Source organism: Kitasatospora sp. NPDC059599, from assembly GCF_042735125.1.
GTDB lineage: Bacteria > Actinomycetota > Actinomycetes > Streptomycetales > Streptomycetaceae > Kitasatospora.
In genome coordinates, this window is the sequence record NZ_JBHWCL010000113.1 from 1 (window position 1) to 22,606 (window position 22,606).

Annotated in this window: 22 protein-coding genes; 10 read left to right on the plus strand and 12 right to left on the minus strand. The window is 72.6% G+C overall.

Annotation, left to right across the window (positions count from 1 at the left end; genetic code table 11):
- From ACFV04_RS30980 to ACFV04_RS30990, 3 genes are all read right to left on the minus strand, one after another.
- Positions 1-1,274: cytochrome P450 (locus ACFV04_RS30980; protein ID WP_380534011.1), on the minus strand; the 1,274-nt coding region annotated here is incomplete at its 3' end.
- Between the two features lie 270 nt (positions 1,275-1,544).
- A complete protein-coding gene (locus ACFV04_RS30985; RefSeq protein WP_380534013.1) occupies positions 1,545-1,973 on the minus strand; it encodes an OsmC family peroxiredoxin in 429 nt (142 codons plus the stop codon).
- A 580-nt stretch (positions 1,974-2,553) separates the two neighbouring features.
- Positions 2,554-5,553, minus strand: a complete 3,000-nt coding sequence (locus tag ACFV04_RS30990) for a tetratricopeptide repeat protein (protein ID WP_380534015.1) — start codon at positions 5,551-5,553, stop codon at positions 2,554-2,556.
- Positions 5,554-5,864: 311 nt separating this feature from the next.
- Here ACFV04_RS30990 and ACFV04_RS30995 point away from each other — a divergent pair, with 311 nt between their 5' ends.
- Both ACFV04_RS30995 and ACFV04_RS31000 read left to right on the plus strand, forming a co-directional pair.
- Positions 5,865-6,776, plus strand: a complete 912-nt coding sequence (locus ACFV04_RS30995) for a S41 family peptidase (protein ID WP_380534017.1) — start codon at positions 5,865-5,867, stop codon at positions 6,774-6,776.
- Between the two features lie 273 nt (positions 6,777-7,049).
- Entirely contained in the window at positions 7,050-7,262 is a 213-nt protein-coding gene (locus ACFV04_RS31000) for a hypothetical protein (protein WP_380534019.1), read from the plus strand.
- Positions 7,263-7,582: 320 nt separating this feature from the next.
- Here the strand turns inward: ACFV04_RS31000 and ACFV04_RS31005 are convergent, their stop codons facing one another.
- Positions 7,583-8,554 (minus strand): helix-turn-helix transcriptional regulator, encoded by a 972-nt coding sequence (locus tag ACFV04_RS31005; protein WP_380534021.1) that lies wholly within the window; start codon positions 8,552-8,554, stop codon positions 7,583-7,585.
- A 166-nt stretch (positions 8,555-8,720) separates the two neighbouring features.
- Between ACFV04_RS31005 and ACFV04_RS31010 the strand changes: the two genes are divergently transcribed.
- The 3 genes from ACFV04_RS31010 to ACFV04_RS31020 all read left to right on the plus strand — a co-directional run bounded on the left by ACFV04_RS31010 (position 8,721) and on the right by ACFV04_RS31020 (position 11,292).
- Positions 8,721-9,143, plus strand: a complete 423-nt coding sequence (locus ACFV04_RS31010; RefSeq protein WP_380534023.1) for a VOC family protein — start codon at positions 8,721-8,723, stop codon at positions 9,141-9,143.
- Positions 9,144-9,363: 220 nt separating this feature from the next.
- Entirely contained in the window at positions 9,364-10,485 is a 1,122-nt protein-coding gene (locus ACFV04_RS31015; protein ID WP_380534025.1) for a winged helix DNA-binding domain-containing protein, read from the plus strand.
- Between the two features lie 558 nt (positions 10,486-11,043).
- Positions 11,044-11,292: a hypothetical protein gene (locus tag ACFV04_RS31020; protein WP_380534027.1), complete on the plus strand. Its 249-nt coding sequence runs from the start codon at positions 11,044-11,046 to the stop codon at positions 11,290-11,292.
- A 242-nt stretch (positions 11,293-11,534) separates the two neighbouring features.
- Here ACFV04_RS31020 and ACFV04_RS31025 read toward each other — a convergent pair whose 3' ends face one another.
- Complete coding sequence (locus tag ACFV04_RS31025; RefSeq protein ID WP_380534029.1) at positions 11,535-11,813, minus strand: hypothetical protein; 279 nt, start codon at positions 11,811-11,813, stop codon at positions 11,535-11,537.
- A gap of 181 nt (positions 11,814-11,994) precedes the next feature.
- Between ACFV04_RS31025 and ACFV04_RS31030 the strand changes: the two genes are divergently transcribed.
- Positions 11,995-12,519 (plus strand): MepB family protein, encoded by a 525-nt coding sequence (locus tag ACFV04_RS31030; RefSeq protein ID WP_380534031.1) that lies wholly within the window; start codon positions 11,995-11,997, stop codon positions 12,517-12,519.
- Positions 12,520-12,678: 159 nt separating this feature from the next.
- On the opposite strand, the gene ACFV04_RS31035 is transcribed toward ACFV04_RS31030, so the two are convergent.
- Together ACFV04_RS31035 and ACFV04_RS31040 are read right to left on the minus strand one after the other, a co-directional pair.
- Positions 12,679-13,668 (minus strand): aldo/keto reductase, encoded by a 990-nt coding sequence (locus ACFV04_RS31035; RefSeq protein ID WP_380534033.1) that lies wholly within the window; start codon positions 13,666-13,668, stop codon positions 12,679-12,681.
- A gap of 278 nt (positions 13,669-13,946) precedes the next feature.
- Positions 13,947-14,303, minus strand: coding sequence for a hypothetical protein (locus tag ACFV04_RS31040; RefSeq protein ID WP_380534035.1), 357 nt, complete (start codon positions 14,301-14,303; stop codon positions 13,947-13,949).
- A gap of 131 nt (positions 14,304-14,434) precedes the next feature.
- On the opposite strand from ACFV04_RS31040, the gene ACFV04_RS31045 reads away from it, so the two are divergent.
- Positions 14,435-14,734, plus strand: coding sequence for a hypothetical protein (locus ACFV04_RS31045; RefSeq protein ID WP_380534037.1), 300 nt, complete (start codon positions 14,435-14,437; stop codon positions 14,732-14,734).
- Positions 14,735-15,302: 568 nt separating this feature from the next.
- Here ACFV04_RS31045 and ACFV04_RS31050 read toward each other — a convergent pair.
- The 4 genes from ACFV04_RS31050 to ACFV04_RS31065 form a co-directional block, all read right to left on the minus strand.
- A complete protein-coding gene (locus ACFV04_RS31050; RefSeq protein WP_380534039.1) occupies positions 15,303-15,572 on the minus strand; it encodes a lipopolysaccharide assembly protein LapA domain-containing protein in 270 nt (89 codons plus the stop codon).
- A 263-nt stretch (positions 15,573-15,835) separates the two neighbouring features.
- Positions 15,836-17,311, minus strand: a complete 1,476-nt coding sequence (locus ACFV04_RS31055) for a UbiD family decarboxylase (protein ID WP_380534041.1) — start codon at positions 17,309-17,311, stop codon at positions 15,836-15,838.
- A gap of 13 nt (positions 17,312-17,324) precedes the next feature.
- Entirely contained in the window at positions 17,325-17,930 is a 606-nt protein-coding gene (locus tag ACFV04_RS31060) for a non-oxidative hydroxyarylic acid decarboxylases subunit B (RefSeq protein ID WP_380534043.1), read from the minus strand.
- Positions 17,931-18,096: 166 nt separating this feature from the next.
- On the minus strand, positions 18,097-19,317 hold the full coding sequence (locus ACFV04_RS31065; protein WP_380534045.1) for an alpha/beta fold hydrolase: 1,221 nt from the start codon (positions 19,315-19,317) through the stop codon (positions 18,097-18,099).
- Positions 19,318-19,417: 100 nt separating this feature from the next.
- On the opposite strand from ACFV04_RS31065, the gene ACFV04_RS31070 reads away from it, so the two are divergent.
- On the plus strand, positions 19,418-20,035 hold the full coding sequence (locus ACFV04_RS31070) for a TetR/AcrR family transcriptional regulator C-terminal ligand-binding domain-containing protein (protein ID WP_380534047.1): 618 nt from the start codon (positions 19,418-19,420) through the stop codon (positions 20,033-20,035).
- Here ACFV04_RS31070 and ACFV04_RS31075 read toward each other — a convergent pair.
- Positions 19,951-20,472, minus strand: coding sequence for a hypothetical protein (locus tag ACFV04_RS31075; protein WP_380534049.1), 522 nt, complete (start codon positions 20,470-20,472; stop codon positions 19,951-19,953). The genes ACFV04_RS31070 and ACFV04_RS31075 overlap by 85 nt on opposite strands.
- Between ACFV04_RS31075 and ACFV04_RS31080 the strand changes: the two genes are divergently transcribed.
- Both ACFV04_RS31080 and ACFV04_RS31085 read left to right on the plus strand, forming a co-directional pair.
- Complete coding sequence (locus tag ACFV04_RS31080; RefSeq protein ID WP_380534051.1) at positions 20,459-21,007, plus strand: hypothetical protein; 549 nt, start codon at positions 20,459-20,461, stop codon at positions 21,005-21,007. The genes ACFV04_RS31075 and ACFV04_RS31080 overlap by 14 nt on opposite strands.
- 301 nt (positions 21,008-21,308) lie before the next feature.
- Complete coding sequence (locus ACFV04_RS31085) at positions 21,309-22,184, plus strand: LURP-one-related/scramblase family protein (protein WP_380534068.1); 876 nt, start codon at positions 21,309-21,311, stop codon at positions 22,182-22,184.
- Positions 22,185-22,606: the final 422 nt, after the last annotated feature.

The window sequence follows — 22,606 nt, forward strand, 5'->3', positions numbered from 1 at the left end:
ATGCCGAGCAGCATGGCGGCCTCGTGCAGCGCGAACTGCCGCCCGATGCAGGCGCGTTCGCCGGTGCCGAAGGGCTTGAAGGCGTGCGGGGAGCGGGCCGCCTCGACGTCCGGGTCGAACCGGGCCGGGTCGAACAGCTCCGGGTTGTCGCCCCAGCAGGGGTCGCGGTGCAGCATCGGGACCACGACCTGCACGGTCTGCCCGGCGCGCAGCGGGATCCGGCCGCCCAGCCGAGTGTCCTCGTGCGCCTCCCGGCTGAACAGCGGCGCCGTCGGCCACAGCCGTAGCGCCTCGTTGAGCACCTGCCGGGTGTACTTCAGCCGCCCGACGTCCTCGTAGGAAGGCTCCGGGTCGGCCTGGTCGCCCCAGAGCGCGTCCACCTCCCGCTGCACCTCCCGGAGCACGGCCGGGTTCTTGACGAGGTGGTACAGCGCGAAGGACAGCGCGCCCGAGGTGGTCTCGTGGCCGGCGATCAGGAAGGTGATGACCTGGTTGCGGATGTTCTCGGCGTCCAGCCGGGAGCCGTCACCGGGGTGCACCGCGTCGAGCATCAGACCGAGCAGGTCCTCGGCGGGGCCCCGGGCGTCCTCGCCCGCGCGGGCGGCGATCACCTCGTCCACCACGGCGGCCAGGTAGTCGGCGTCCCGCCGGAACTCCGCGTCGCGCGCGCTGTGGTCGAGCGCCGGGTCGCGGGTGATCCTGGTCATCGCCCATCCCAGGCAGCGCACCATGGCGTCCACGAACGGGTGCGGCTCGTCCCCCTCGAAAGAGCCGAAGTCGAAGCCGAACCCGGCCAGCCCGATGGTGTCCAGGGTCATCCGGGTCATGTCGCCGGGCACGTCCACCGGCAGCCCGGCGCGCTCACGGCGGTCCCAGGAGTCCACCAGCCGGCGGGCGACCTTCAGCATCACCGGGTGGTACGTGCGCATCGACCCGAGCGCGAACGCCGGCATCAGGATGTCGTGCGCCCGGGCCCAGTTGGGCTCCTCGTTGTAGGCGGTGAACAGGCCGTCCCCGGTGAACTCGCGGACGTTCAGCAGCCCGGGACCGATCGCCTTGGCGAACCGCCGATCGTCGGCCAGCTCGGCAGCCAGCTCCAGGCTGCCGACCATCAGGGTGTCCCGGCCGTGCAGCCGCTGGACGAAGACCTGGCCGTGCTCCCGGATCAGGTCCATGGTCCGCAGCACCGGGACGGCGACGGGCGGCGCCGACGAGAGGTCCACCACGGGAACGCCCCAGTCCTGGGTCACGCTCCCGGGTGCGGTCCCGGGCATCGCCGGAGCCGTCGTCGGTGATGCGGGAACGGTCGTCGGTGATGCGGGAATCGTCTCGGTCATCGGTCAGTCGCCTTCCGTGGCAGAAAAGTTGTCGGCCCTTCGACTCGGGACGGCCCATGACCGGGAACACCGCTCGCGCTCCCGTCACGCGCCCGTCCCGAGGGCCTTGGAGCAGGACCTCGCCCCGCCGGACGACCCGGCGGGGCGAGTGATCGGCACGGTGCGCGCCGTCGAGCCGCGGTGCGGGCGGCCGGGGCGGCCCGGGTGTCAGGCCAGCCGGGCGGAGGCCAGGGTGATCGGAACGCCGCCGAGCGCCTGGCTGACGGGGCAGTTCTGCTTGGCTTCCTCGGCCGCCGCCGCGAAGTCCTCCGCCGACAGACCCGGCACCGAGCCGCGCACGGTCAGGACGATGCCGGTGATCCCGACGCCCGGCTCGAAGGTCGCCTCGGCCTGTGCCTCCAGCGACTCCGGCGCCGTTCCGGCCTCGGTCAGCCCGTGCGAGAGGGCCATGCAGTAGCACGAGGCGTGCGCCGCCGCGATGAGCTCCTCGGGGCTGGTGATCCCGTTCGGCTGCACCGCACGGGCCGGCCACGACACCGGGTAGGAGCCGGCGCCGGAGGAGACAAGTGCCACCTCGCCCGCCCCTTCGATCAGCGACCCCTTCCACACGGTGGACGCGGTACGAGTGGTGGCCATGGCTTTCCTCCAAGGGTGGTGACGGTTCGACATCCGCGGCATGCCGCGCCACGCCGGTACGGCCGATCCCGAGCCCGCTCGGCGGGGCGAGACGGGGTGGCCCGGGCAAGGGCAGAAGGCGTGGGGCGGCTCCCCGGCACTGTGCTGTGCGCACGCTCCAGCCGGGCCGCGACAGTGATCACAGCAGAACCACAGGGCCGCGGGCCAGCGAAAACGGCCGATCGCCGAATCACTTCGGGCCCCCCTGCCCGCCCCTTCGGTCCGCACCGCAGCAGTGTGCGGGGACTTACGGGGCCGGCGCAGGGTGTGGGCGCAGCACCGCTGGATCCGCTGCGGTCGGACACGGAGGAGGGAGTCGGCGAGCCGGGCCGCAGGTGGGCGTCGGCGACCCCACACCGACCCGACCGCTCCTCCTGCTCGCCGCAGCGGTTCAGCGCCGCAGTAAACGGTGTGCCGGAGGCGATGCGCGCGGAGTCGGAGCACCGGACGCGGCTCGGCGGCCTGAACCGAACCGTCAGCGGGGGCGGCCTGCGGGTGGAGCCGTACTCGACGGTTCAGGGCAGTCGTCGGAGGCCGACCTTCACTCGGCGAAGCGGGCGTGGCTGCCCCGGGCGCGGAGGGTCTTCGGGTGGTCGGTGCCCAGGACCCGGGCGTGGTCGGCGACCACCGTCTCGAGCAGCCGGGCGGCCTCGGCCGGATCGCCGGCCTTCCCGAGGTAGCAGGCGTGGTCCTCGCGGGCGTTGAGGGTGCTGGGGTGGTCGGCGCCCTGCACCCGGACACGGTCGGCGACCACGGCATCGAGCAGCCGGGCGGCCTCGGCCGGATCGCCGCCGTCCCCCAGGTAGCAGGCCCGGTTGTGGCGGGCGTTGAGGGTGTCGGGGTGGTCGGCGCCCAGCAGCCGGGTGCTGTCCTCGACCAGCGCGTCGAGCAACCGGACGGCCTCCGCCGGATCGCCGCCCTCCCCCAGGTTGCGGGCGTGGTTGTGGCGGGCGTGGAGGGTGCTGGGGTGGTCGGCGCCCAGCAGCCGGGTACGGTCCCTGGCCAGCTCGCCGAACAGCCGGGCCGCCTCCGCCCGTTCGCCGGCCTCTCCCAGGCAGTGGCCGTGGCTGTGGCGGGCGTTGAGGGTGTGGGGGTGGTCGGCGCCCTGCACCCGGACACGGTCGGCGATCACGGCCTCCAGTAGCCGGCGCGCCTCCGCCCACTCACCGGCCTCCCCTACGGCGTCGGCGTGGTTGTGGCGGGCCTGGAGGGTGTCGGGGTGGTCGGCGCCCTGGAGCCGGGTGCGGTCCTCGGCCAGCTCGCCGAACAGCCGGGCGGCCTCCGTCGGGTCGCCGGCCTCTCCTACGAAGTAGGCGTGGTTGTGGCGGGCGTGCAGGGTGCTGAGGTGGTCGGCGCCCAGCAACCGGGTGTCGTCCGTGACCACCGCATCGAGTAGCCGGGCGGCCTCTGCCGGGTCGCCGGCCTCTCCTACGAAGTAGGCGTGGCTGTGGCGGACGTTGAGGGTGTCGGGATGGTCCGAGCCCGGCACCCGGACACGGTCCGCGACCACGGCATCGAGTAGCCGGGCTGCCTTCGCCCGCTCCCCGGCCTCCCCCAGGAACTGGGCGTGGGCGATACGGGCGTGGAGGGTGTCGGGGTGGTCGGCGCCCTGGAGCCCGGCGCGGTCCTCGGTCAGCTCGGCGAACAGCCGGGCTGCCTCCGCGAACCCTCCACCGTTCCCCAGGTTGCGGGCATGGTGGTGGCGGGTGTCGAGGGTGTCGGGGTGGTCGGCGCCCTGGAGCCGGGTACGGTCCTCGGTCAGTTCGGCGAACAGCCGGGCTGCCTCCGCCCACCTCCCACCATCCCCCAGGAACTGGGCGTGGTTGCCTCGGGTGCGGAGGGTGTCGGGGTGGTCGGCGCCCTGGACCCGGGCGCGGTCCCTGGCCAGTTCGGCGAACAGCCGGGCTGCCTGCGCCCACTTCCCGGTCTCTCCCAGGTTGTGGGCGTGGTTGCCCCGGGTGTCGAGGGTGTCGGGGTGGTCGGCGCCCTGGACCCGGGCGCGGTCCCTGGCCAGTTCGGCGAACAGCCGGGCCGCCTCGGCCCGCTCCCCACCCTCTCCCAGGTTGTGGGCGTGGTTGCCCCGGGTGCGGAGGGTGTCGGGGTGGTCGGCGCCCTGGACCCGGGCGCGGTCCCTGGCCAGTTCGGCGAACAGCCGGGCTGCCTCCGCCCGGTCCCCATCCTTCCCCAGGAAGTAGGCGTGGCTGCCCCGGGTGCGGAGGGTGTCGAGGTGGTCGGCGCCCTGGAGCCGGGCGCGGTCCTCGGCCAGCGCAGCGAACACCTGGGCTGCCTGCACCCACTTCCCGCTCTCCCCGAGGAAGTAGCCGTGGTTGTGGCGGGCGTCGAGGGTGTCGGGGTGGTCGGCGCCCTGGAGCCGGGCGCGGTCCTTGGCCAGCTCGCCGAACTGGTGGGCCGCCGCCGCCCAGTGCCCGCTCTTCCCCGTGCTGTGGGCATGGCTGGTGCGGGTGGCGAGGAACTGGGGGCCCGGTGTCGTCCGGGAACGGGCTTTGAGGACCCTGGCGAACAGTTGAGTGGCTCCTTGCCACCGCCGGACGGCAGGTTCGGTGGCGGGGACTGTGCCGGTCGGGGAGGTGTCCTGGATGTCCGGGACACCTCCTCCGGGGCCGGGGACGTCGTCCGGGCCGTCATGGGGGGCCTGCCGTCGGGTGGTGTCCTGCAGTTCGTCGGTGATGCGCTGGAGGGTCTGCTCGTCGGTGTCGTTGACCTTGCTCGCGCGGTCGAGGGCCTGGTCGATGTCGTCGGCGTCGGGGTCCGTGGAGGTGCTGCCGCCCGGCGTGGCGTGTGTGCCGTCGCCGGAGGCCGCCGGTTCGCGGTCGGGGTCCCCGGAGCGGAGCCGGTCCAGTTCGTCGGTGAGCTCGTCGACCTGCTGCTGGAACAGGGCGGCGAGGTGCTCGGCCTGGCGTTGCCTGTCCCGGGCACGTCCGAGTTCTTCCTTCGCCCGACGCTCCTGGTCCAGGGCGCGGGCGAGCCGCTGCTCGGTGTCTTCGAGGACCTGCCGCTCCACGGCGTGGCCGAGGAGCCGGTCCCGCTCGGCGGTCAGGCCCTGGACCCGGTCCACCAGGGTGCTGATCATGGCCAGCAGCACCATGACCAGCTGGGTGGAGTGCATCGCCGTCTCCCGCAGTTCGGCCTGCCGCTCCAGGGCACGGGTCAGCCGTTCGTACGTCCGTACCTGCTGCGCACGCACGCGCTCCAACTCGGCAGGGCGGTCCGGCCGGTCCTCCGGCCCCTTGCCGGGGTCCTCCGGCTCCTTGGCCGCGTTCAACAACCGGTCGGCTTCGGCCTGCAGGCGTTCACGACGCCGTGGCTCGGGGACCGTCACCTCCACCAGTACGAGTACGAAGTCCCGCTCGGGGAGCGGGTCACCCGACAGGAAGTCCCCGATCCGCGTCTTCGAGTAGGAGATCCGTTGCGCAACGGCGGTCATCGTCAACGGGCTCTCGTCGATCCGCTCCCTCAGGAAGAGCGCCAGCGCCCTGGCCTCCGGCGTCCGCGCCCGGATCGGCCCCCACGGCCTGCCCATGTCCGACTCCCGCCCCTGGAAGGGTTCCTGTCCCGGACGTCCCGGGCCGACCCGTCGTTGTCCGGACCTTACCTGCGGGAACGCCTTCACCGCTCGGGGACTGCCAAGGTCGACCGCACGCTGCTTCCAGGGGCGGTGTCCGCCGGACCCGCCCCCGTCCGGAGAACCCCACCGAGACCCTCGGCAACCCGAGGGAGGCGTGCTGCAGAGCGGTGCTGATCTGCCGACCGTCTTGGTCCGATTGACGGCTCATCCGATCAAGCGTTAAGTGTGTTTGACGCTTTGACACGTCGCTGGTCTACTGCCTCTCCATGACCTCCACCACGTTGCCACCTGCGCTGGACAGCGCCGTCGTCGTCGAGTCGATCGCCGGCCTGGTCTGCGAGAACTACGTCTTCCCCGATGTCGCCCGGCAACTGGCGGCCCTGCTGCGGCGCCGGAGCGCCGACGGCTCCTACCGGGCCCGATCCGCCGAGGAGTTGGCCGAAGCGGTCACCGCGGACCTGCGATCCGTCAACGGCGACCTGCACCTGGCCCTGAAGTACCACGACGTGCCCGTGCCGCCGGAACGGGGTGCGGCGGTACTCGCCGCGATGCGGAGGGACTTCGACACCTCCCTGGGCGGCGTTCCGCGCGTGGAGCTCCTCGACGGTGGTGTCGCGGTCCTGGAGATCGCACCCAAGATGTTCCCACTGGACTGGGCGGCACAGCCGCTGGCCGCGGCACTCTCGCTGGTGGCCCCCGCCCGCGCCCTCATCCTGGACCTGCGCCGCAACACCGGTGGCGACCCCGACACGGTCGCCTTCGTCTGCGGCTACCTGCTCGACCGCCGCACACACCTCAACACCATGCTCTCGCGGCAGGGAGAGGTGGCCGAGCAGTCCTGGACGCCCCCGTTCGTGCCCGGTGCCCGCTTCGGCGGCAGCAAGCCGCTCTACGTGCTGACCAGCGGAAACACCTTCTCCGCGGGCGAGGAGCTCGCCTACGACCTGCAGCAGCTCGGGCGGGCCGAGGTCGTCGGGGAGGCCACCCGGGGCGGCGCACACCCGCGCGAGGGCTGGACGGTGCACCCGCACCTGGAGGTCAGCGTGCCGGTCGCCCGCGGGGTCAATCCCGTCTCGGGCACCAACTGGGAGGGCACCGGCGTCCGGCCCGATGTGCCGTGCGGCGCCGAGGAGGCGCTGGACCGCGCGCTGGCCCTGGCCGTGGCGCGCCTGACGTAGGACCGGTGCCGACCCCGCCGTGCCGACCCCGCTGTGCCGGACGCGCCGCCGCGCCGGCCGACCCCGCCTCGCCGGACGCGCAGCCATGCCGGTGGCGGTGGCTCCTCGGGGCTCCGGTGGCTCCGGCAGCGACGCGGCGAAGCGTTCGGGCGGCTGCTGTGTGTTGTTCCCGTTCGCCGGGCGAGGTGCCGGATGGCGCCGCAGGCCATAGCTTGTAGGCGAATCGACCAGCGAGTCGAACGAACCCGTGACCACCCCCGTCGGGAGGTCCACATGCTCGTACTCACGCTGCTCATGCCCCCCGCTCTCCTGGGTGCCGTGCTGCTCCTCGGCCGCTTCGAGGAGCGCCTCGCCGAGAGCCTCACCGCGCCGCCGCCGATGTCGGACGGACAGGCACCGTTGTCGGCCGTGCCGGCGGTGGTGCTCGCCTCCGCCGATCGCGGCGGGTCCGGTGTCGGACCTCCCGGGTGCGGGTCGCTCGGATAGCGGGACGGAGGCACGGCAGGGGCACGTTCGCCACTGGTGCCGGGCATTCCTGCTGTGCTGCAAGCGGCTCTGCGCGGGCTGGACCGGGCCGATCGAGCACGCACCCGCTACCGGCCGGCGTGCCCCGGCAACTCCTCGTCACTGCGCCTGCGGTCCCCGGATGTCCCGGGCCGGGGGCTTCGGCGCTGCGCCGTTCGGGTGAACGAGGGGCGGGGGTGGGTTGCAACCGTCCAGAGAGAACCCGGACCGGCGGCGCGCTGCGGGGCAGGTTCGGGTGGAGTCGGCTTTCCCGGCTGCGGACGGGGCCGTGGGGAGGCTGGTCAGCTACCTGCCGCGTGGGCGTAGCGTGCGGCGAGTTCGGCGAACGCACTGGTCAGTTGTGGTGGGCCGATGACGTGGATGTCGGCGTCGAAGCGGCCGATGGCTGCGGCGAGGCCGGTCCACGACCAGGAGCCGAGGGTGAGGCGGCAGCGGTCGGGGCCGAGTGCTTCGACGATGGCGTCCGGCGCGAAGGGGGTGACGGCCTGGGCGGGGCGGTGGAGGATCACCTCGCCCTGGCAGGGCCATCCGGCGGTGGAGCCGTCGGTGCCGCGGAACCGGCCGGAGAGGAACGCGGCCGGGCCGTCGCCGGGGAGTTCGCGCGGGGTGAAGCGCGGGCCGGTGGGGGTGCGGGGGCGCATGCGGTCGGCGCGGAAGGTGCGCCAGTCGTCGCGGTCGAGGTCCCAGGCGATCAGGTACCAGTGGCCGTGCCAGGTGAGGAGGTGGTGCGGCTGGGCGCGGCGGGGTGGCCCGTCGGGACCGGTGGTGTCGTGGCCGTAGGCGAAGCGCAGTTCCTCACGGGCGTGGATGGCGCGGCTCAACTCCGCGAGGAGTTCGGTGCCGGCCGGGGACGTGGTGCCGGTCGTGGGTGGCCGGGCGGCGGTGACCCGGAGCGTGTCGATGCGGTGGCGCAGCCGGGCCGGCATGACCTGGCGGATGGTGGCCAGGGCTCGTGCGGCGTCTTCGCCGATCGTGGTGTCGGCGGCCGCGGTCTGCAGGGCGAGGGCCAGGGCGACGGCTTGGCCGTCATCGAACAGCAGTGGGGGCAGCTGCGAGCCGGCGTTCAGGCGGTAGCCGCCGGCGGGCCCCATGAAGGCGACGATCGGGTATCCCAGTTCCCGTAGGCGGTCGACGTCGCGGCGCACCGTGCGCGGGGTGACGTCGAGCCGCTCGGCGAGGTCGGCGCCGGACCAGTCGCGACGCGTCTGGAGCAGCGAGAGCAGGGTGAGCAGCCGGGAGGACGTCTTCTGCATGCTCGCATTCTCTCCGTAGTGCAGGACACATCCTGTCCGCCACCCGTGGAACGGTGGGTCTCGAGAACGCCGGAGAGGCCCACGCCACCCGGCCACGAGGGCGCCGCGCGCCCGGCCCCGCCACGGCGGCGGCGTGTCTCCCCGAACCACGAGCAAGGAGTAGGCCATGTCCGTCACGACCACCACCCACCTGAACTTCCGGGGCCAGGCGCGGGAGGCGCTCGACCACTACCGGTCCGTCTTCGGCGGGCGAGTCACCGCCGTCACGTACAAGGACATGGGCACCGTGCGGAACGAGAACGAGGCGGATTGGGTGGTGTGGGGCGAGGTGGTGGGCGACAACGGCTTCCACGTCATGGCCTACGACGTGCCCTCCCACCTGCCCTGGGACCAGGGCAGCAACCCGTTCTTCGTCTCCGTGCGCGGTGACGACACCGGCGAGATCAGTGCCCTCTGGCAGAAGCTCGTCGAGGGCTCGACCGTGGTGCAGCCGCTGGAACCGTCGCCGTGGGCACCGCTGTACGGCATGCTCGCCGACCGTTTCGGCGTGACCTGGGTCCTGGACGTGGCGGCACCGTACAACGGCTGATCAACGTCCGAGCACGAACACACGACCTGCCGGGGCCGCCGCACGGCGGCCCCGGCCGCAGTGAACCGAAAGGGCAGGGTGCCATGGGAGTACGACCACCGGACACACCGGCATCGACGCCGCCGCCTCCCCGGTACGTGGTGGGCCGGCCCGCGCGAGCGGCTGTCCCGGCCTGCCGCCGCTGCGGTCGGCCGACGAGCGCGCAGGGGGCCGGACGGTCATGACCACGCTCAGCACCCGTGCTCTCAACCGCGCCACCCTGGCCCGTCAGTACCTGCTCGCGCGCACCGCCGCACCGGTCAGGGAAGCAGTGGCACACCTGTGCGGCCTGCAGGCCCAAGCACCGCAGGAACCCTTCACCGGCCTGTGGTCGCGGCTGCACGCGTTCACACCCGACCGACTCGACCGGGTGCTGACGGACCGGCACGTCGTGCGCACGCACCTGATGCGGCGAACCGTCCACCTGGTCACCGGCGACGACGCACTCGCCTGGCGGGCCCGCCACGACACCATGCTGCGCCAACGGGTGACGGCGACCTACCGACGCGAACTCGCCGCCGTCGACCCCGACGACGTCGCCGCGGCCGGCCGAGCGGTCATGGCCGACGGGCAGCCCCGCACCATGACCGAACTCGTCCGAGCGCTCCAGGACCGCTGGCCGGGCCCGCCCCGTCGCGTCCTGGGCGAACTCCTCGTCGCCGCCCTCGTCCCGATGGCCCAGCTCCCCCCGCGCGGCCTGTGGCAGACGACGGCCGGCGTGCGGAACCTGCCCCTGGCCACCTGGCTCGGACGAGACCTCGACCCGCTGCCCGACGACGCCGACGACCCGGTCGGACAGCACCTGGTACGCCGCTACCTCGCCGCCTTCGGGCCGGCCGCCACGGCGGACATCCGCGCCTGGAGCGGTCTGGCCGGTCTCCCCGCCGCGGTCAGGGCCATCCGGGACGAGCTGGTCGCCTTCCGCGACGATCGCGGCCGGGAACTCCTCGACCTGCCCGAGGCGCCACGCCCGTGCCCGGACACACCCGCTCCGGTCCGGTTCCTCCCGGCCTTCGACAACGCGATCCTCGGCTACCACGACCGCAGCCGCATCATCGACGACGCCCACCTCGGCCTGTCCGTCGCGGGCCTGCGCGCCGTGCTCGTCGACGGACGCGTCGCCGCGACCTGGACCACGCAGGACCGGCACCTGCACATCACGCCACTGCGGCCACTGGCCCCGCAGGAACAGGAAGCCGTCGAAGCGGAGGCGCATGCCCTGGCCGCCTTCCTGGACCAGGGCATCGACCGGGTGCGGATCACAGCCGCCGCGGCCCCGGCCGACCCGCATCGGCGACGGTGAAAAGACGAACGCTCCGAGCAGGTGGCGCGGACGGGGCCGGACACCCCGAGGTCGCCCGGTCGCGCCGTACCGACCGGACCCGGGGCCGGTACGGCGCGCACCTGCTGTTCGTGGCCGCCGCCCCGGCGGACTGCGACCGGGAGCAATCGCCACCCGGACGGGGTCGCGACGAGGCATCCGCGCCCTGGACGGGTTGCATCCCGCGGGCCCCGTCGGCAAGTGATCGTCCGGCCGATCCGGGGCGGCCCGGTGGGTCGCGCCGTCGGGAGGTGACCGGTGCGCACATGGGCGGTGGGTCCGTCGAACCGGTGGGCTGTTCCCCTCGATGCCATCGAATCAGGTGGTCCAGACCATTGTTGACATCGGGTTGCCGTGCCCAACTCCGGTGTCGGATAGCTGACATGACGATGCGTCTGATATCGGCGGGATCCGGCGATCAGCTGTTTCCTGCCAAATTGGTCTCGACCATTGCCTCGAATCCGGGATTCCGGAAGGCTCACAGCCGCAACGCCGGGCAGCGGACTCCGGCGTTCTCGTCAGAGGGAGGAAGACACCGACATGGCACTGCGCACAGCGGTTTCCACGATGGCCCTGGCCGGACTGCTCACCGTCGCGGGTGGCGTGATGGCCGCCCCCGCCGCCCAGGCATCCACCACGAGGACCACCGGATACACGTACATCGGCATGTACCCGAGCGGCGCCGCCTGCGACGCTGCCGGCCGCGCCTACGTGACCCGCGGGGAGGCCGTCACCTACTTCTGCGACGTCGCCCCCAACACGGCCCGCCTCTCCGTCCTGTTCTCCTAGGCCCTGTCCGGAACTCCGGCTGCGCTTCGCCGTTCCCGCTGGTCAACGGCTCGGGAGCGGGGGGGTGCGGCGACGGGAGACGGTGTGGGACGGTCTCTGCCGGATCGTCCCACCATCCTGTGCCGCGCAGCGTGCCATGGCAGCGGCGGGCGCGTGCCCGGTACCGGCGGCGCCACCGCGCCCGGGCGCGGACGAGTGACCACCGCACCAGCCCGTTCGGAGCCGGATGATCAACCACGAGCTCACTCCGTCCTGAACCCGGGGCACGAGCACGAACGCTCGTTCCACGTACCGATCCAGTTGCCGCCGCCGTCGTAGCGGTCCGGGCCGTCGTACTCGGTCTCGCTGCAACTGCCGCGGGAGCCATGGCTGTACGCGCTGTGCCCGCACACGACACAGCCCGGCGGGCCCGGCCGCTCCGGCGGGAACGGGGTGCCGGTCCGCCACACGGCCACGATTCCGGCTACGCAGAGGACCAGGACCACGATCCCGACCGTGCCGATGACGCTGACCGTGCTCATCCGGGCCCCCTCGCGCTGCTGTGTGGTCCACGCGCGGGCGGGGCGTCATGGTTCCGTTCGGGGCGTGAGCGGGTCCGACCCGGTGTCGGGTCGCCGCTTCCCTCCCTTTCCCTCCCTGCCGGGGCCGGCACCGCCGAACACCGCCGCCGGTCAGCCACGGCGGCCGTGGCAGGATGGCGGGATGGTGACGAATCAGCCGTGGGCCGGGCTGCACGACGATCTGCTGGCGGCGAAGGCGTCGGTGTACGACCCGGGCGGTTTCGTCTGCTCGCTGCCGGTGGCCGAACCGGAGAGCGCCGAGTACGCGGCTTGCGGATTCACGATCGACGGCCGCTCGGTCCGGTTCCGCGTGGCCAGGACCACCCCGACGAAGGTGGGCCAGTTCGTGACCGTGTGGCAGCGGTCGGCGGACGGCCCGATCCGGCCCTTCGACGTCGCCGACGCGGTGGACCTCTTCGTCATCAGCTGCCGCGACGACAACGGGTTCGGGCAGTTCGCCTTCCCGCGCGAGGTCCTGTGCGAGCGCGACATCGTCTCCCGCGGCGGCTCCGGCGGGAAACGAGGGTTCCGCGTCTACCCGCCGTGGGTGACCACGACCAACCGGCAGGCCCGCGGCACGCAGGCGTGGCAGTCGGACCACTTCCTCCACATCGGCGGGGACGGGCCCGTCGACCTGACCCGCGCCCGCGCCCTCTACCACCCGTAGGCGCCCTTCCGGTCCCGGGCGGCGTCCTGGCGCTCACGAGCGGAGCCGGCTGACCGGCGCGGGCTCACCGTGCTCCTCCTCGCCGACGGCCGGAACGATCGGCCCGGACGCCGTGAGGTGCCGAGGGCGGGGCCGGCGCAGTCGGTCAGCGGCGGCCGCTCAGCGGTTCACCGCCCGCATCCCGTCCTCGTCGTAGCGCTCGCCCGCCGCCCCGGGCACCTCGGCCTCGACGCGGGCCAGGTCCTCGTCGGTCAGTTCGACGTCGACCGCGGCCGCGTTCTGCTCCAGGTAGGTGCGGCGCTTGGTGCCCGGGATCGGGACGAGGTCCTCGCCGCGGGCCAGGACCCAGGCGATCGCCAGCTGGGCCGGGGTGATGTCCTTCTCCGCGGCGATCTGCTTCACCTTCTCGGCGAGCCGGAGGTTCGCCGCCAGGTTGGCCTCGGTGAAGCGCGGGTTGCTGCGGCGGAAGTCGTCCCGGTCGAGTTCGTCGGGGGAGCTGAAGCGGCCCGCGAGGAAGCCACGGCCGAGCGGGGAGTACGGCACGAAGCCGATTCCGAGCTCCCGGCAGGTGGGGAGGACCTCCGCTTCCACGTCCCGCGTCCAGAGCGAGTACTCGGTCTGGACGGCGGTGACCGGGTGGACGGCGTGGGCGCGGCGGATGGTCTCCGCACTCGCTTCGCTCAGCCCGATGTGCCGCACCTTGCCCTCGGCGACCAGTTCGCCGAGAGCGCCGACGGTCTCCTCGATGGGCACGGCCGGGTCGACCCGGTGCTGGTAGTACAGGTCGATGCGGTCGGTGCGGAGCCGCGTGAGCGAGCCGTGGACGGAACTGCGGACGTGCTCGGCGGAGCCGTCCTGGCGGCCCACCGTCGACATGTCGCCGGGTACGGCGTCGTCCATCCGGTAGTTGAACTTGGTGGCGATCACGTACTCGTCGCGGTGTCCCCGGACGGCCTCGCCGACCAGGGACTCGTTGGTGAGCGGTCCGTAGACCTGCGCCGTGTCGAGGAAGGTGATGCCGAGGTCCAGGGCGCGCCGGATGGTCGCGACGGCCTCGTCCTGGTCGGCCGTGCCGTAGAAGGCGGACATCCCCATGCAGCCGAGGCCGACGGCCGACACCTGGAGGTCCCGCAGACTGCGCTGTTGCATGTGACGTGCCAGCCCTTCGTCTCGTCCTTCCGGCGGCCCGTCGCCCCTTCGGGGCGTCCCCGGTCCGGGTGACCGGGCGTGCCGCGCGTCCTCGGAGAGGACCTTACGGTGCCGGTGCCGTCCGGCGACGGACCGGCACGTCGGGCGCGCACCGCTGGTCGGCCGTCGGCCGGACCCCCGGGCCGGCCTGCTCTCGAACGGTGTTCAACGTCCGGCCCGGTGGTCGTGCCGGACGACTGCGGAGCCGGGGCTGCGGCCGGGGCAGGGCGGGCCGACCGTCACGGGGAGACGCGCTTGATCCGGCGCACGTTCTCCCGGCCGCAGGCCGTGCAGACGATCCACTCGCACCACCAGTCGTTCCAGGCGAAGGCCTCGCCGGCCCGGTTGCAGTCCTCCCAGCCGCAGAAGACGCAGTCGCCGTCCTCGCCGGTCAGTTCGCGGAACGGGTGGAGGACCGGGCGGCCCCCGAGATCGGGACGGCCCAGGAACCCGCAGCCGGGGCACCTCCGCCACTCCTTGGCACGTCGTCGCCCTGACCGCATGGTCTCCCGCACCAGGTCCCGCGCGCACCGCGGGCAGGCCCATGCGCCCGGCTCGCCCGACTCACCCGCCCCGCCCGGCTCTTCGACTGCCATGCCGTCCCCCTGGCCGATCCGTCCGTGGCCGTCAGCCTATGCCGTCGACGGCCGGCCGCCGAGGTGTCGCCCGGCCGACCGCGCCATCTGCTTGCGACGGCCGACATACGTATGCCGCGTCCGGCGGTGAGATGACTGATGCCACACGTGTGCCGGAGGAAAAGACGTTCCTGTCGGGCACGCCGCCGAGGACGGCCGCCGTCCCCGGCCTCGCCGTGGCCGCGCTGACCGCCGCGAAGACCGCCTCCGGCCAGGTGCGGGAGCCGGTCCCGGCGAAGAACCAGGCCGGCGCGGTCGGGTTCGGCGAGCGGATCACCGGCGTCCACGTCCGCGGCAACGACACCGTCGGCCGGGCCCCGCCGTTCCCGTTCCGGCGGTGCCCGGCGGTGCCCGGCGGTGCCCGGCGGTGGCCGGCGGATGTCGGTCTGTGACGACCACACCGAGGTGACGTCGATGCGGTCCGCCCGGCCACGGGCGGACCGCATCCCGCCGGCGGACCGACCGACGGCTACCGTCGGAGCGGTGGTCGGACGCCCCCTCGGGGTGGTCCGTGGGCACCGGCGGCAGCGGTAGCGGACGACGCAGGTCAGGTGTGGTGCGTTTTCCCGTGATGTGGTCCGTTCGGGTGACAGCCGGGTTCGGCCCGGGGGTCCGGCGGGCAGAGCCCTCGGCATGACCACTCCCACTCGGCCCCGCCGTCGCCGACGCTCCCGTGCATCGACCGTTCCTGCTGCCGCGCCCGCTGCCGCGCCCGCTGCCGTGCCCGCTGCTCCGGTCCGCGTCGCCCCGGTGCCGGCCCGTCCGGGCGGCGCAGGGTGCTGCCGGAGCTGGTCCACCGAGCACCGCACCCACGGTGGCGGCGGGGTCGTCCGCAGGACCTGGCACGAGCCCGCCTGCCCGGCCGGGGCCCGACGCTGACCGCCGGCGCGGCCGCCGGGGCCGGCAGCGCGCACCCGGCCCCGGGCCGACGCCCCGGGCGTCGGCGCACGGGCCCGGGGATCACGACCGGGCTGCCTTGCGGGCGGCTCGGCGGCGGGCCACGAAGACACCGATCAGCACGCCGACGAGGATCGTGACGGTCAGGACGACCCAGAGCGGCATGGTGACGTCGGCGACCCACAGGGTGATGGTCACCGAGGCGGTGTTGACCGCGATGAACCAGACGGCCAGAACCGCGATGACGGCCATGGCGATGGTGCGCAGGCGCACCTCGCGGCCCTTGACCGTGAGACGCGACGGTTCCTCGTGTGTGCGGGCATTCTGCGTCATGAATTCAGTATCTGGCGATTCACCCGATTCGTCCCCAGGAGCACCGGGCGTCGGCCCGCGCCCGGTGCCGGACCCCCGCCCGCGCTCGGTGCCGGACCCTGCGGGGCGGGCGCAGCGGCAGCGGCGTCCTGACCCGGCGGCTGCGGGCGGGCCCGGAGTGCCCGTGCCCGCCCGCAGCCGTGCGGTTTCCGCAACTCGGGCTCACCGGCTGCTTCCGGTCTGCGGCCTCGTCCGCCGCCTCGTCCTTCTCCCGGCCCTCCTCCTCAGTCCTCGTCCCAGCGGTCGAGGACGAGCCGACGGATGTGGGCCGGGTACGCCTCGGCGAACGAGCTGTGCGGCATCCGACCGTGGCCGGGGGCGGGCTGGAGTCCGTCGTGGAGGACGACCGGGCCGGTCATGGCGGCCCTCTCGCTGTGGTGGTAGCAGTTCATCAGGGGGTGGATCGGGCCGTTCCACGCCTCGGCGCGGTCGGTGGGGTGGATGCGGGTGGCCAGGGCCCACAACAGGTCGGCGTCGTCGGCGGGATCGATGTCGTCGTCGAGGACGAAGACCCGGGCGTGCAGTCTTCCGGTCCGGGTCACCGTGTCCATGACTTCGCCGATGCGGTGGACGAATTCCCGGGAGTCGGTGTCCGGGAGCAGCTCGCGCCAGTTCGCCGGGACGGTGAGCACCAGCCAGTGGGAGGCCGCGCGCAGGGGGGACCAGGCCGTGGTGATCGGCAGGCCGGCGGCGCGCAGGTCGTGCAGGACGTCGGCGGCGATGCCGATTCCGGTCACGGTGTGGAACTCGTCGACCGGGCGGCCTTCGGCGACGATCGGCCAGATCGGCGCGTCGCGGTGGGTGATGCACTCGACGGTGTAGACGGGCTGGTGGGAGACCTCGTCGGGGACGTATCCGGCGAACTCCCCGAAGGGCCCCTCGACGGCGGAGCGTTCCACGGACAGGTGGCCCTCGATGACGATCTCCGCGCCGGCGGGGACTTCGAGGTCCGACAGCTCGCACGTCACGACCTCGACGGGCTCGCCGTGCAGCGCGCCGACGAAGCCGGCTTCGTCGACACCGTCGGGGAGCGGGATGCCGCCGACGAAGGGGATCGCCTGATCGCCGCCCTGGACGAGTGCGTAGGGCATGGGCTTGCCGATCTTCGCCCATTCCTGCCAGATGAGACCGATGTGCTGGGGCGGTATGACCAGGCCGGTCATGTGGGTGCCGTCGATCATCATGACGCGGGCTATCGACCAGTTGGTCCACGAGCCGTCCGGGGTGCGCGCGACGATGATCCCCCAGGTGTTGAGGTACCGGCCGCCGTCCTGCTCGTGGACGCGGGGTACCGGGAAGCGGTCCAGCGTCGCGTCCTCGCCGAGGAGGACGTTCTGCTTGCAGGGGGCCTCGTCGCGGGACACGTGCCGGGGCGGCACGGGTGGCAGGTCCCGGGTCGCCGCGAGGGTGTCCACGAGCTGCGCGGCGGTCAGATCCGTGGGCAGTCCCAGGGCGAGGGCGACCCGGGCGAGCGGTGTGCCGGGCACGGAGCTCAGCGCGGCGGGTGCGCCCATCAGCCGGAAGCCGGGCTCCGCCCCGCTGACGTTCTCGAAGAGCGGTGCGGGGGCGGTGCGCTCGTAGGAGAGGCGGGTGATCGCCGCGGCTTCCAGGTCCCAACTCACCTCGCGCCGCACACGTTTGAGGTCGCCGAGGGCTTCGAGTGCGGCGATGTGCTCACGGAGGTCCTTGCGGTGGTTCACGGGTGCGGTTCCTTCACTGGTTCGTCCGGAGGGCCCGCGGGTGCGTGGTGGCAGCGGCACGCATGCCTTCCCAGCGCCGGGCCCGGGTGGAGTCGATGCCGAACTGGTCGCAGATCCTCGCCACGATGTGGTCGACGACGTCGTCCACGGTGGCGGGGTGGTTGTAGAAGGCGGGCATGGGCGGCACGATGGCGGCGCCCATGCGGGCGAGGGCGAGCATGTTGTCCAGGTGGATCTCGCTCAGAGGGGTCTCACGGGGGACGAGAACCAGCTTCCGGCGCTCCTTGAGCGTGACGTCCGCGGCACGGGCCACCAGACCGTCGGCGTACCCGGTGCGTATCCCGGCGAGCGTCTTCATGCTGCACGGGACGATCACCATCCCGTCGGCGGGGAACGAGCCGGAGGCGATGGACGCCCCCTGGTCGTCGGGCGAGTGGACGGTGTCGGCGAGAGCCGCGACGTCGCGGCTGCTCATCCCGGTCTCCAGCTCGACGGTGGCCCGCGCCCAGCGTGTCAGCACCAGGTGCGTCTCCACATCGGGATGCCGGCGCAGTTCCTGGAGGAGCCGGACTCCCAGGACGGCTCCGGTCGCTCCCGTCATTGCGACGATCAGGCGCACTGTGCTCTCCCTGTGCTCTCTTCGGTCGACGGATGGCCCGCGGGGCGGGCCTCCTCGTGCTGTCGGGTCATCAGCTCTTCAGCTCTTCGGCTGTTCAAGGCTTCAGAGCTTCGGGGCTCCAGAGCCCCAGAGGTCCAGAGCCCCAGAGCCCCAGAGCCCCAGGGCTTCAGGCGGTCGTCTTGAGGGTGTCGTCGAGCCAGTCGTAGATGCGGGCCTGGGACAGGCGCATGGCGCCGGGGTGGCAGTGGGCGCCGGCCCCCTCCTCGGTGGTGAAGACCATCAGGGTCCTGGGGCAGGTGAGGTGGTCGTAGAGCTGTTCGGGCTGGCCCTGGAAGAACATGTCCTCCTCGGCGTCGCAGACGAGGGTGGGGCACTGGATCCGTTCGGCGATGCCGTCGGCGAGGCTGTAGTCGAGGTAGGAGGCGTTGAAGGCCCGGGGGGTGTCGACGCCCATGACGTACATGCCGTGGTTGATCGCCCAGCGTGCGATCGGGTCCTTGGCCATGATCTCGTCGAGGGCGGCGTCGAGTTCGGGAGCGGACTGCGCACGCAGGAGCCGCTCGGCCTCCTCGCGGGGGCCGGGGATGTTGCGGACGGAGGTCTGGCCGAGGTCGTAGAGGCCGTCGACGGCCACCAGCGCGGCCAGGCGGTGTTCGAACGCCGCGGCCCTGGGGGCGAGGATGCCGCCCATGCTGATGCCGAGGAGCGCGATGCGGTTGTTGTCGACGTCCGGGAGGGTCTCGGCGAAGTCCACGACGGGGGTGATGACGTTCTCCCAGTCGGGGCGGAAGACCAGGCTCTCGCGGTGGCGCGGCCCGGGCATGCCGGGGCCGTCGAAGACCAGCACGGTGTAGCCGCGCTCGACGCCGGCCATCGCCCCGAAGAAGTGCAGTTCCTCGGCGGTGCCGTCGAAGCCGTTGTGCATGATCAGGGTCGGCCGCGGTGTCCCGGAGTCGTCGACGCGGTACAGGTAGCCCGGCAGGGTGGTGCCCTCGTACGGGATCTCGACGGGCTCGATGACCGGGGTGAACAGGGCGGCCGCCGCCCGGAAGCAGGCCACGCTGCGGTCGTAGGCGTGGTCGTGGCGGGGGTCGCAGGGGTGGCCGTGCAGGAAGAACTCGGCTGACCGGTAGTAGTTCGACGCCCGCAGGAACCCGTCCCGGGCGCTCACCGGGTGACCGGCCGCCAGCGCCTTCTCGGCCTCCCCGGACACCCGGTCGGCGGTGGCCATCCACTCGGTGTACCAGCTGGAGTAGTCGCCCTCGGTGATCCGCTCACCGGTCGAGACGACCTCGCCGAAGTCCGCGCCGCCGTAGGCGATGTGGCTCAACGACCGCAGGGTCTCGTACCAGAACTGGATGTTGTTCGGGAACAGCAGCTGCTTCATCGCACACTCTCCTTCGTTTGCAAGCACAGATTTGTGCTTGCGACTGGAACTGTAGACCCCTCCTGCCGTGGAAGCAAATATTTGTGCTTACGATGGGGGCATGCCTCAGAAACCAGCGTCCGAACGAGTCCGCAGGAGCCCCGAACAGGTCCGCGCGGCCGTCCACCAGGCGGTCGTCGACCTGCTCTCCGACCCGCAGGGCGAGGACCTCAACATCCCGGCGATCGCGCAACGCGCCGGCGTCAGCCACACCAGCGTCTACCGGCGCTGGGGCAGCCTCGACGCACTCCTGGCCGACACGGTCACCACCCGCCTCGAACGCAACTCACCGCTGAACGACACCGGCACCCTGCGCGGCGACCTCCTCGCCTGGGCCCGGGCCAGCGTCGAGAGCATCCGCACGTCCGAAGGACGCGCCCTCGTGCGCGCCGTCGTCCTGTCCATGCCGACCAGCGCCCATGCCCCCACCGAACGTGCACAGCACTTCCAGCGCCGCATGCACTCCATCGAGCAGATCCGCCGCCGTGCCACGGCCCGGGGCGAGGACCCGCCGCCGCTGGAGCAGATCCTCGACCAGCTCGTCGCACCGTTCTACATCCGGGTGATCTTCGGCCTCGACCTGCCGGCCGACGGCTACCCCGAACTCCTCGTCGACAGACTGCTCGGCAGCGGAAACGGGCCCGGCCCGAGCGGTGCGTCCACGGCGGACCAGCCATAGAACCGGTGGGAACAACCGGGAGCCGGATGCACGGAAGCACGGTGAGGCCCTGCCTGCCGGACTGCCCCCGTGCAGTGTTCGTCGGCGGGGGTCACCTGCCGTCCGCGACGCTCGTTCAGGCGGCGGCCGGGCCGGGCCGGGGCCTTGCCGCGCACGGTGTGGGTGCTCCACAGCCGGGCGAAGTCCGCGCTGCGCGTGCTGAGTTCGCCTACGAGGACCCGTAGGCGTGGGCTGCCCGGATCGATGCCGGCCGCCTGGCGAGGTTGTCCATCGGTGCGAAGGGGGGGATCCGGTCGGCGTCCCGGGCCAAAATTGAACACGTTCAAGGAGTGTGGCAGGGTAGCCCCGTACTCCTGGCGGCCGGCCGTCGGCTTCCTGCCGGCCAGCGACCCGCTCGGAACCGATGGAGAGGGAACGGACATCATGCTCGCTGCCATGGGCGGGTTCGACCTGGGCCGGCCGGCGGCACCGAGGCCGGGTAGCAGGAAGACCGACCCTGCGCATCGACCCCACCGGCCGTTCGGACGCCTGGCTGCGGTCCTCGGGCTTGTGGCCCTCGGCTGCATCTCGTGCGCGGGCGCCGGCGGCGAAACGGCCGCCATCCGACAGGCCGAACTGGTCGGGGACTGGAGCAACGCGGCGGGCGCCAGACTTCACGTGTCGGCGGATCACAGCCTGACGGCGAGTGGGATCCGCGAGGCGGTACCCGACTACACGTGCCCTTCGACTCTGGCCGCCGGCAGATGGCAGTTCTGGAGGCAGGACGGCTCGTCGGACAACGCCGATGCCTCGCCGGCCGAAGGTGCGTCGTTCGACGTCTGGGCGAGCAGCAAGGGGGCGACCGGCGGGTGCGACATCGTCGCGCAGGTCCAGCGTGACGACCGAGGCTTCGACATCTGTCTGGTGCTGGACCCCGACCAGAGTTGCACCTCCGAGGAGCTGCTCCGCAAGGACTCCTCGCAACCCCGCTGAGCGGCGTTGACGTGCATGAGCCGGGGAAACCCCTTGAAGCGCGCGGGGGTGTGGTGGGCCATCGGCTGCCGGGGCCGTCCGCGGGTCGCCGTCCCTCGGTTCCCGGCTCCTGGCTCCCGGTTCCTGACTCCCGGTTTCCGGCCCGGGGTCCGGCGTCGTGCCCGCCGCGCACCACGACCTGAGGGCGTGTCGGATGCGCGTCGGTCGTGCACGTCCGGGGCATGGCTCCGGACAAGTCTCGACAGTCGGGACGGCCTGCTCCGAGGCGGGCCGTCGCCCGTACGGGACCAGCAGATGTGACATCAGCCACATCCGCGCCGTCGCGTACCGGTCGGCGGTCGTTCGCAAACACCCAAACCTGCAGGTCAGTTCGCAACTCGAAGTCCCGAGCGAACCCGGGGGTGGTCCGAAACGATCTGGCTACCCACAGTGGATTGGGCCTAGCCTGCCCGCCATGTCCCAGAACACGAACACCCCCGGTCTCCCCGGGCAGTCGGCCGCGCCGGTCGGCGACGCTGCCAAGGTACAGCGCCAGGTTCGGCAGCAGGCGGGCGTCGGACCGGTCCTCGGTGGCGGCGGCACCCTCTTCTCCGAGCCCGTCCTGGTGGTGAACCAGAAGGCCAAGCTGATCGAGCTGACCAACGAGTACTCGGTCTTCGACCAGCAGGGCGCCACGCTGGGCTCGGTGGTCCAGGTCGGCCAGAGCGCTCTGCGCAAGGTCATCCGGCTGCTCTCCTCCATCGACCAGTACCTGACCCACAAACTGGAGATCCGTGACGCGCAGGGCACCCCGGTGCTCCTGCTGACCCGCCCGGCGAAGCTCATCAAGTCGCGGGTGATCGTGCAGCATCCGGACGGCCGGGAGGTCGGCCAGATCATCCAGCAGAACGCCATCGGGAAGATCAATTTCGCGCTGGAGGTCGGCGGCCGGAAGGTCGGCGCCATCAAGGCGGAGAACTGGCGGGCCTGGAACTTCTCCATCGTCGACGAGACGGACACCGAGGTGGCCCGGATCACCAAGACCTGGGAAGGCCTGGCGAAGACGATGTTCACCACGGCCGACAACTACGTGCTCCAGATCCACCGCCCGCTCGCCGACCCGCTCCTCAGCCTTGTGGTGGCGACCGCGCTGACCGTCGACACGGCGCTGAAGCAGGACGCTCGCGGCCTCGGATAGCCGCGAACCGTACGTTGTCCGGAGCTCGTGGCGGTCGGCCGCTACGACTCCCCGGCGGAATCCCTGACCGTGCTTGGCTCAGCTCCTCGTACGGCGGCGATGCCGTACGAGGACCGGAGTCCCCCGATGAGGGGCAGCCGGCGCCGGCCCCGGCCGCGAGCTCAAGGACGACGTCGGGCCCCGGTCGAGGGGAAGTCGGAACCCGCGGGGCCGCCGGTCTGCTCGGGGAGGCCGGCCGGGCCCGGCCCCGCCGGGTCGCTCGGCGTGGCGGTCGGCGAGGGGGAGGGACCGGCGGCCGTCCAGCTCACCTTCGCACTCGCCGTGGCGGCGACCTTGGCGTCGCCACCCACCAGGAGCAGTGCCTGACTGTCAGGGCTGTCGGGGCTTTCGGGGCGCATGAGCGCCCGGCCCTCCCGGACCGG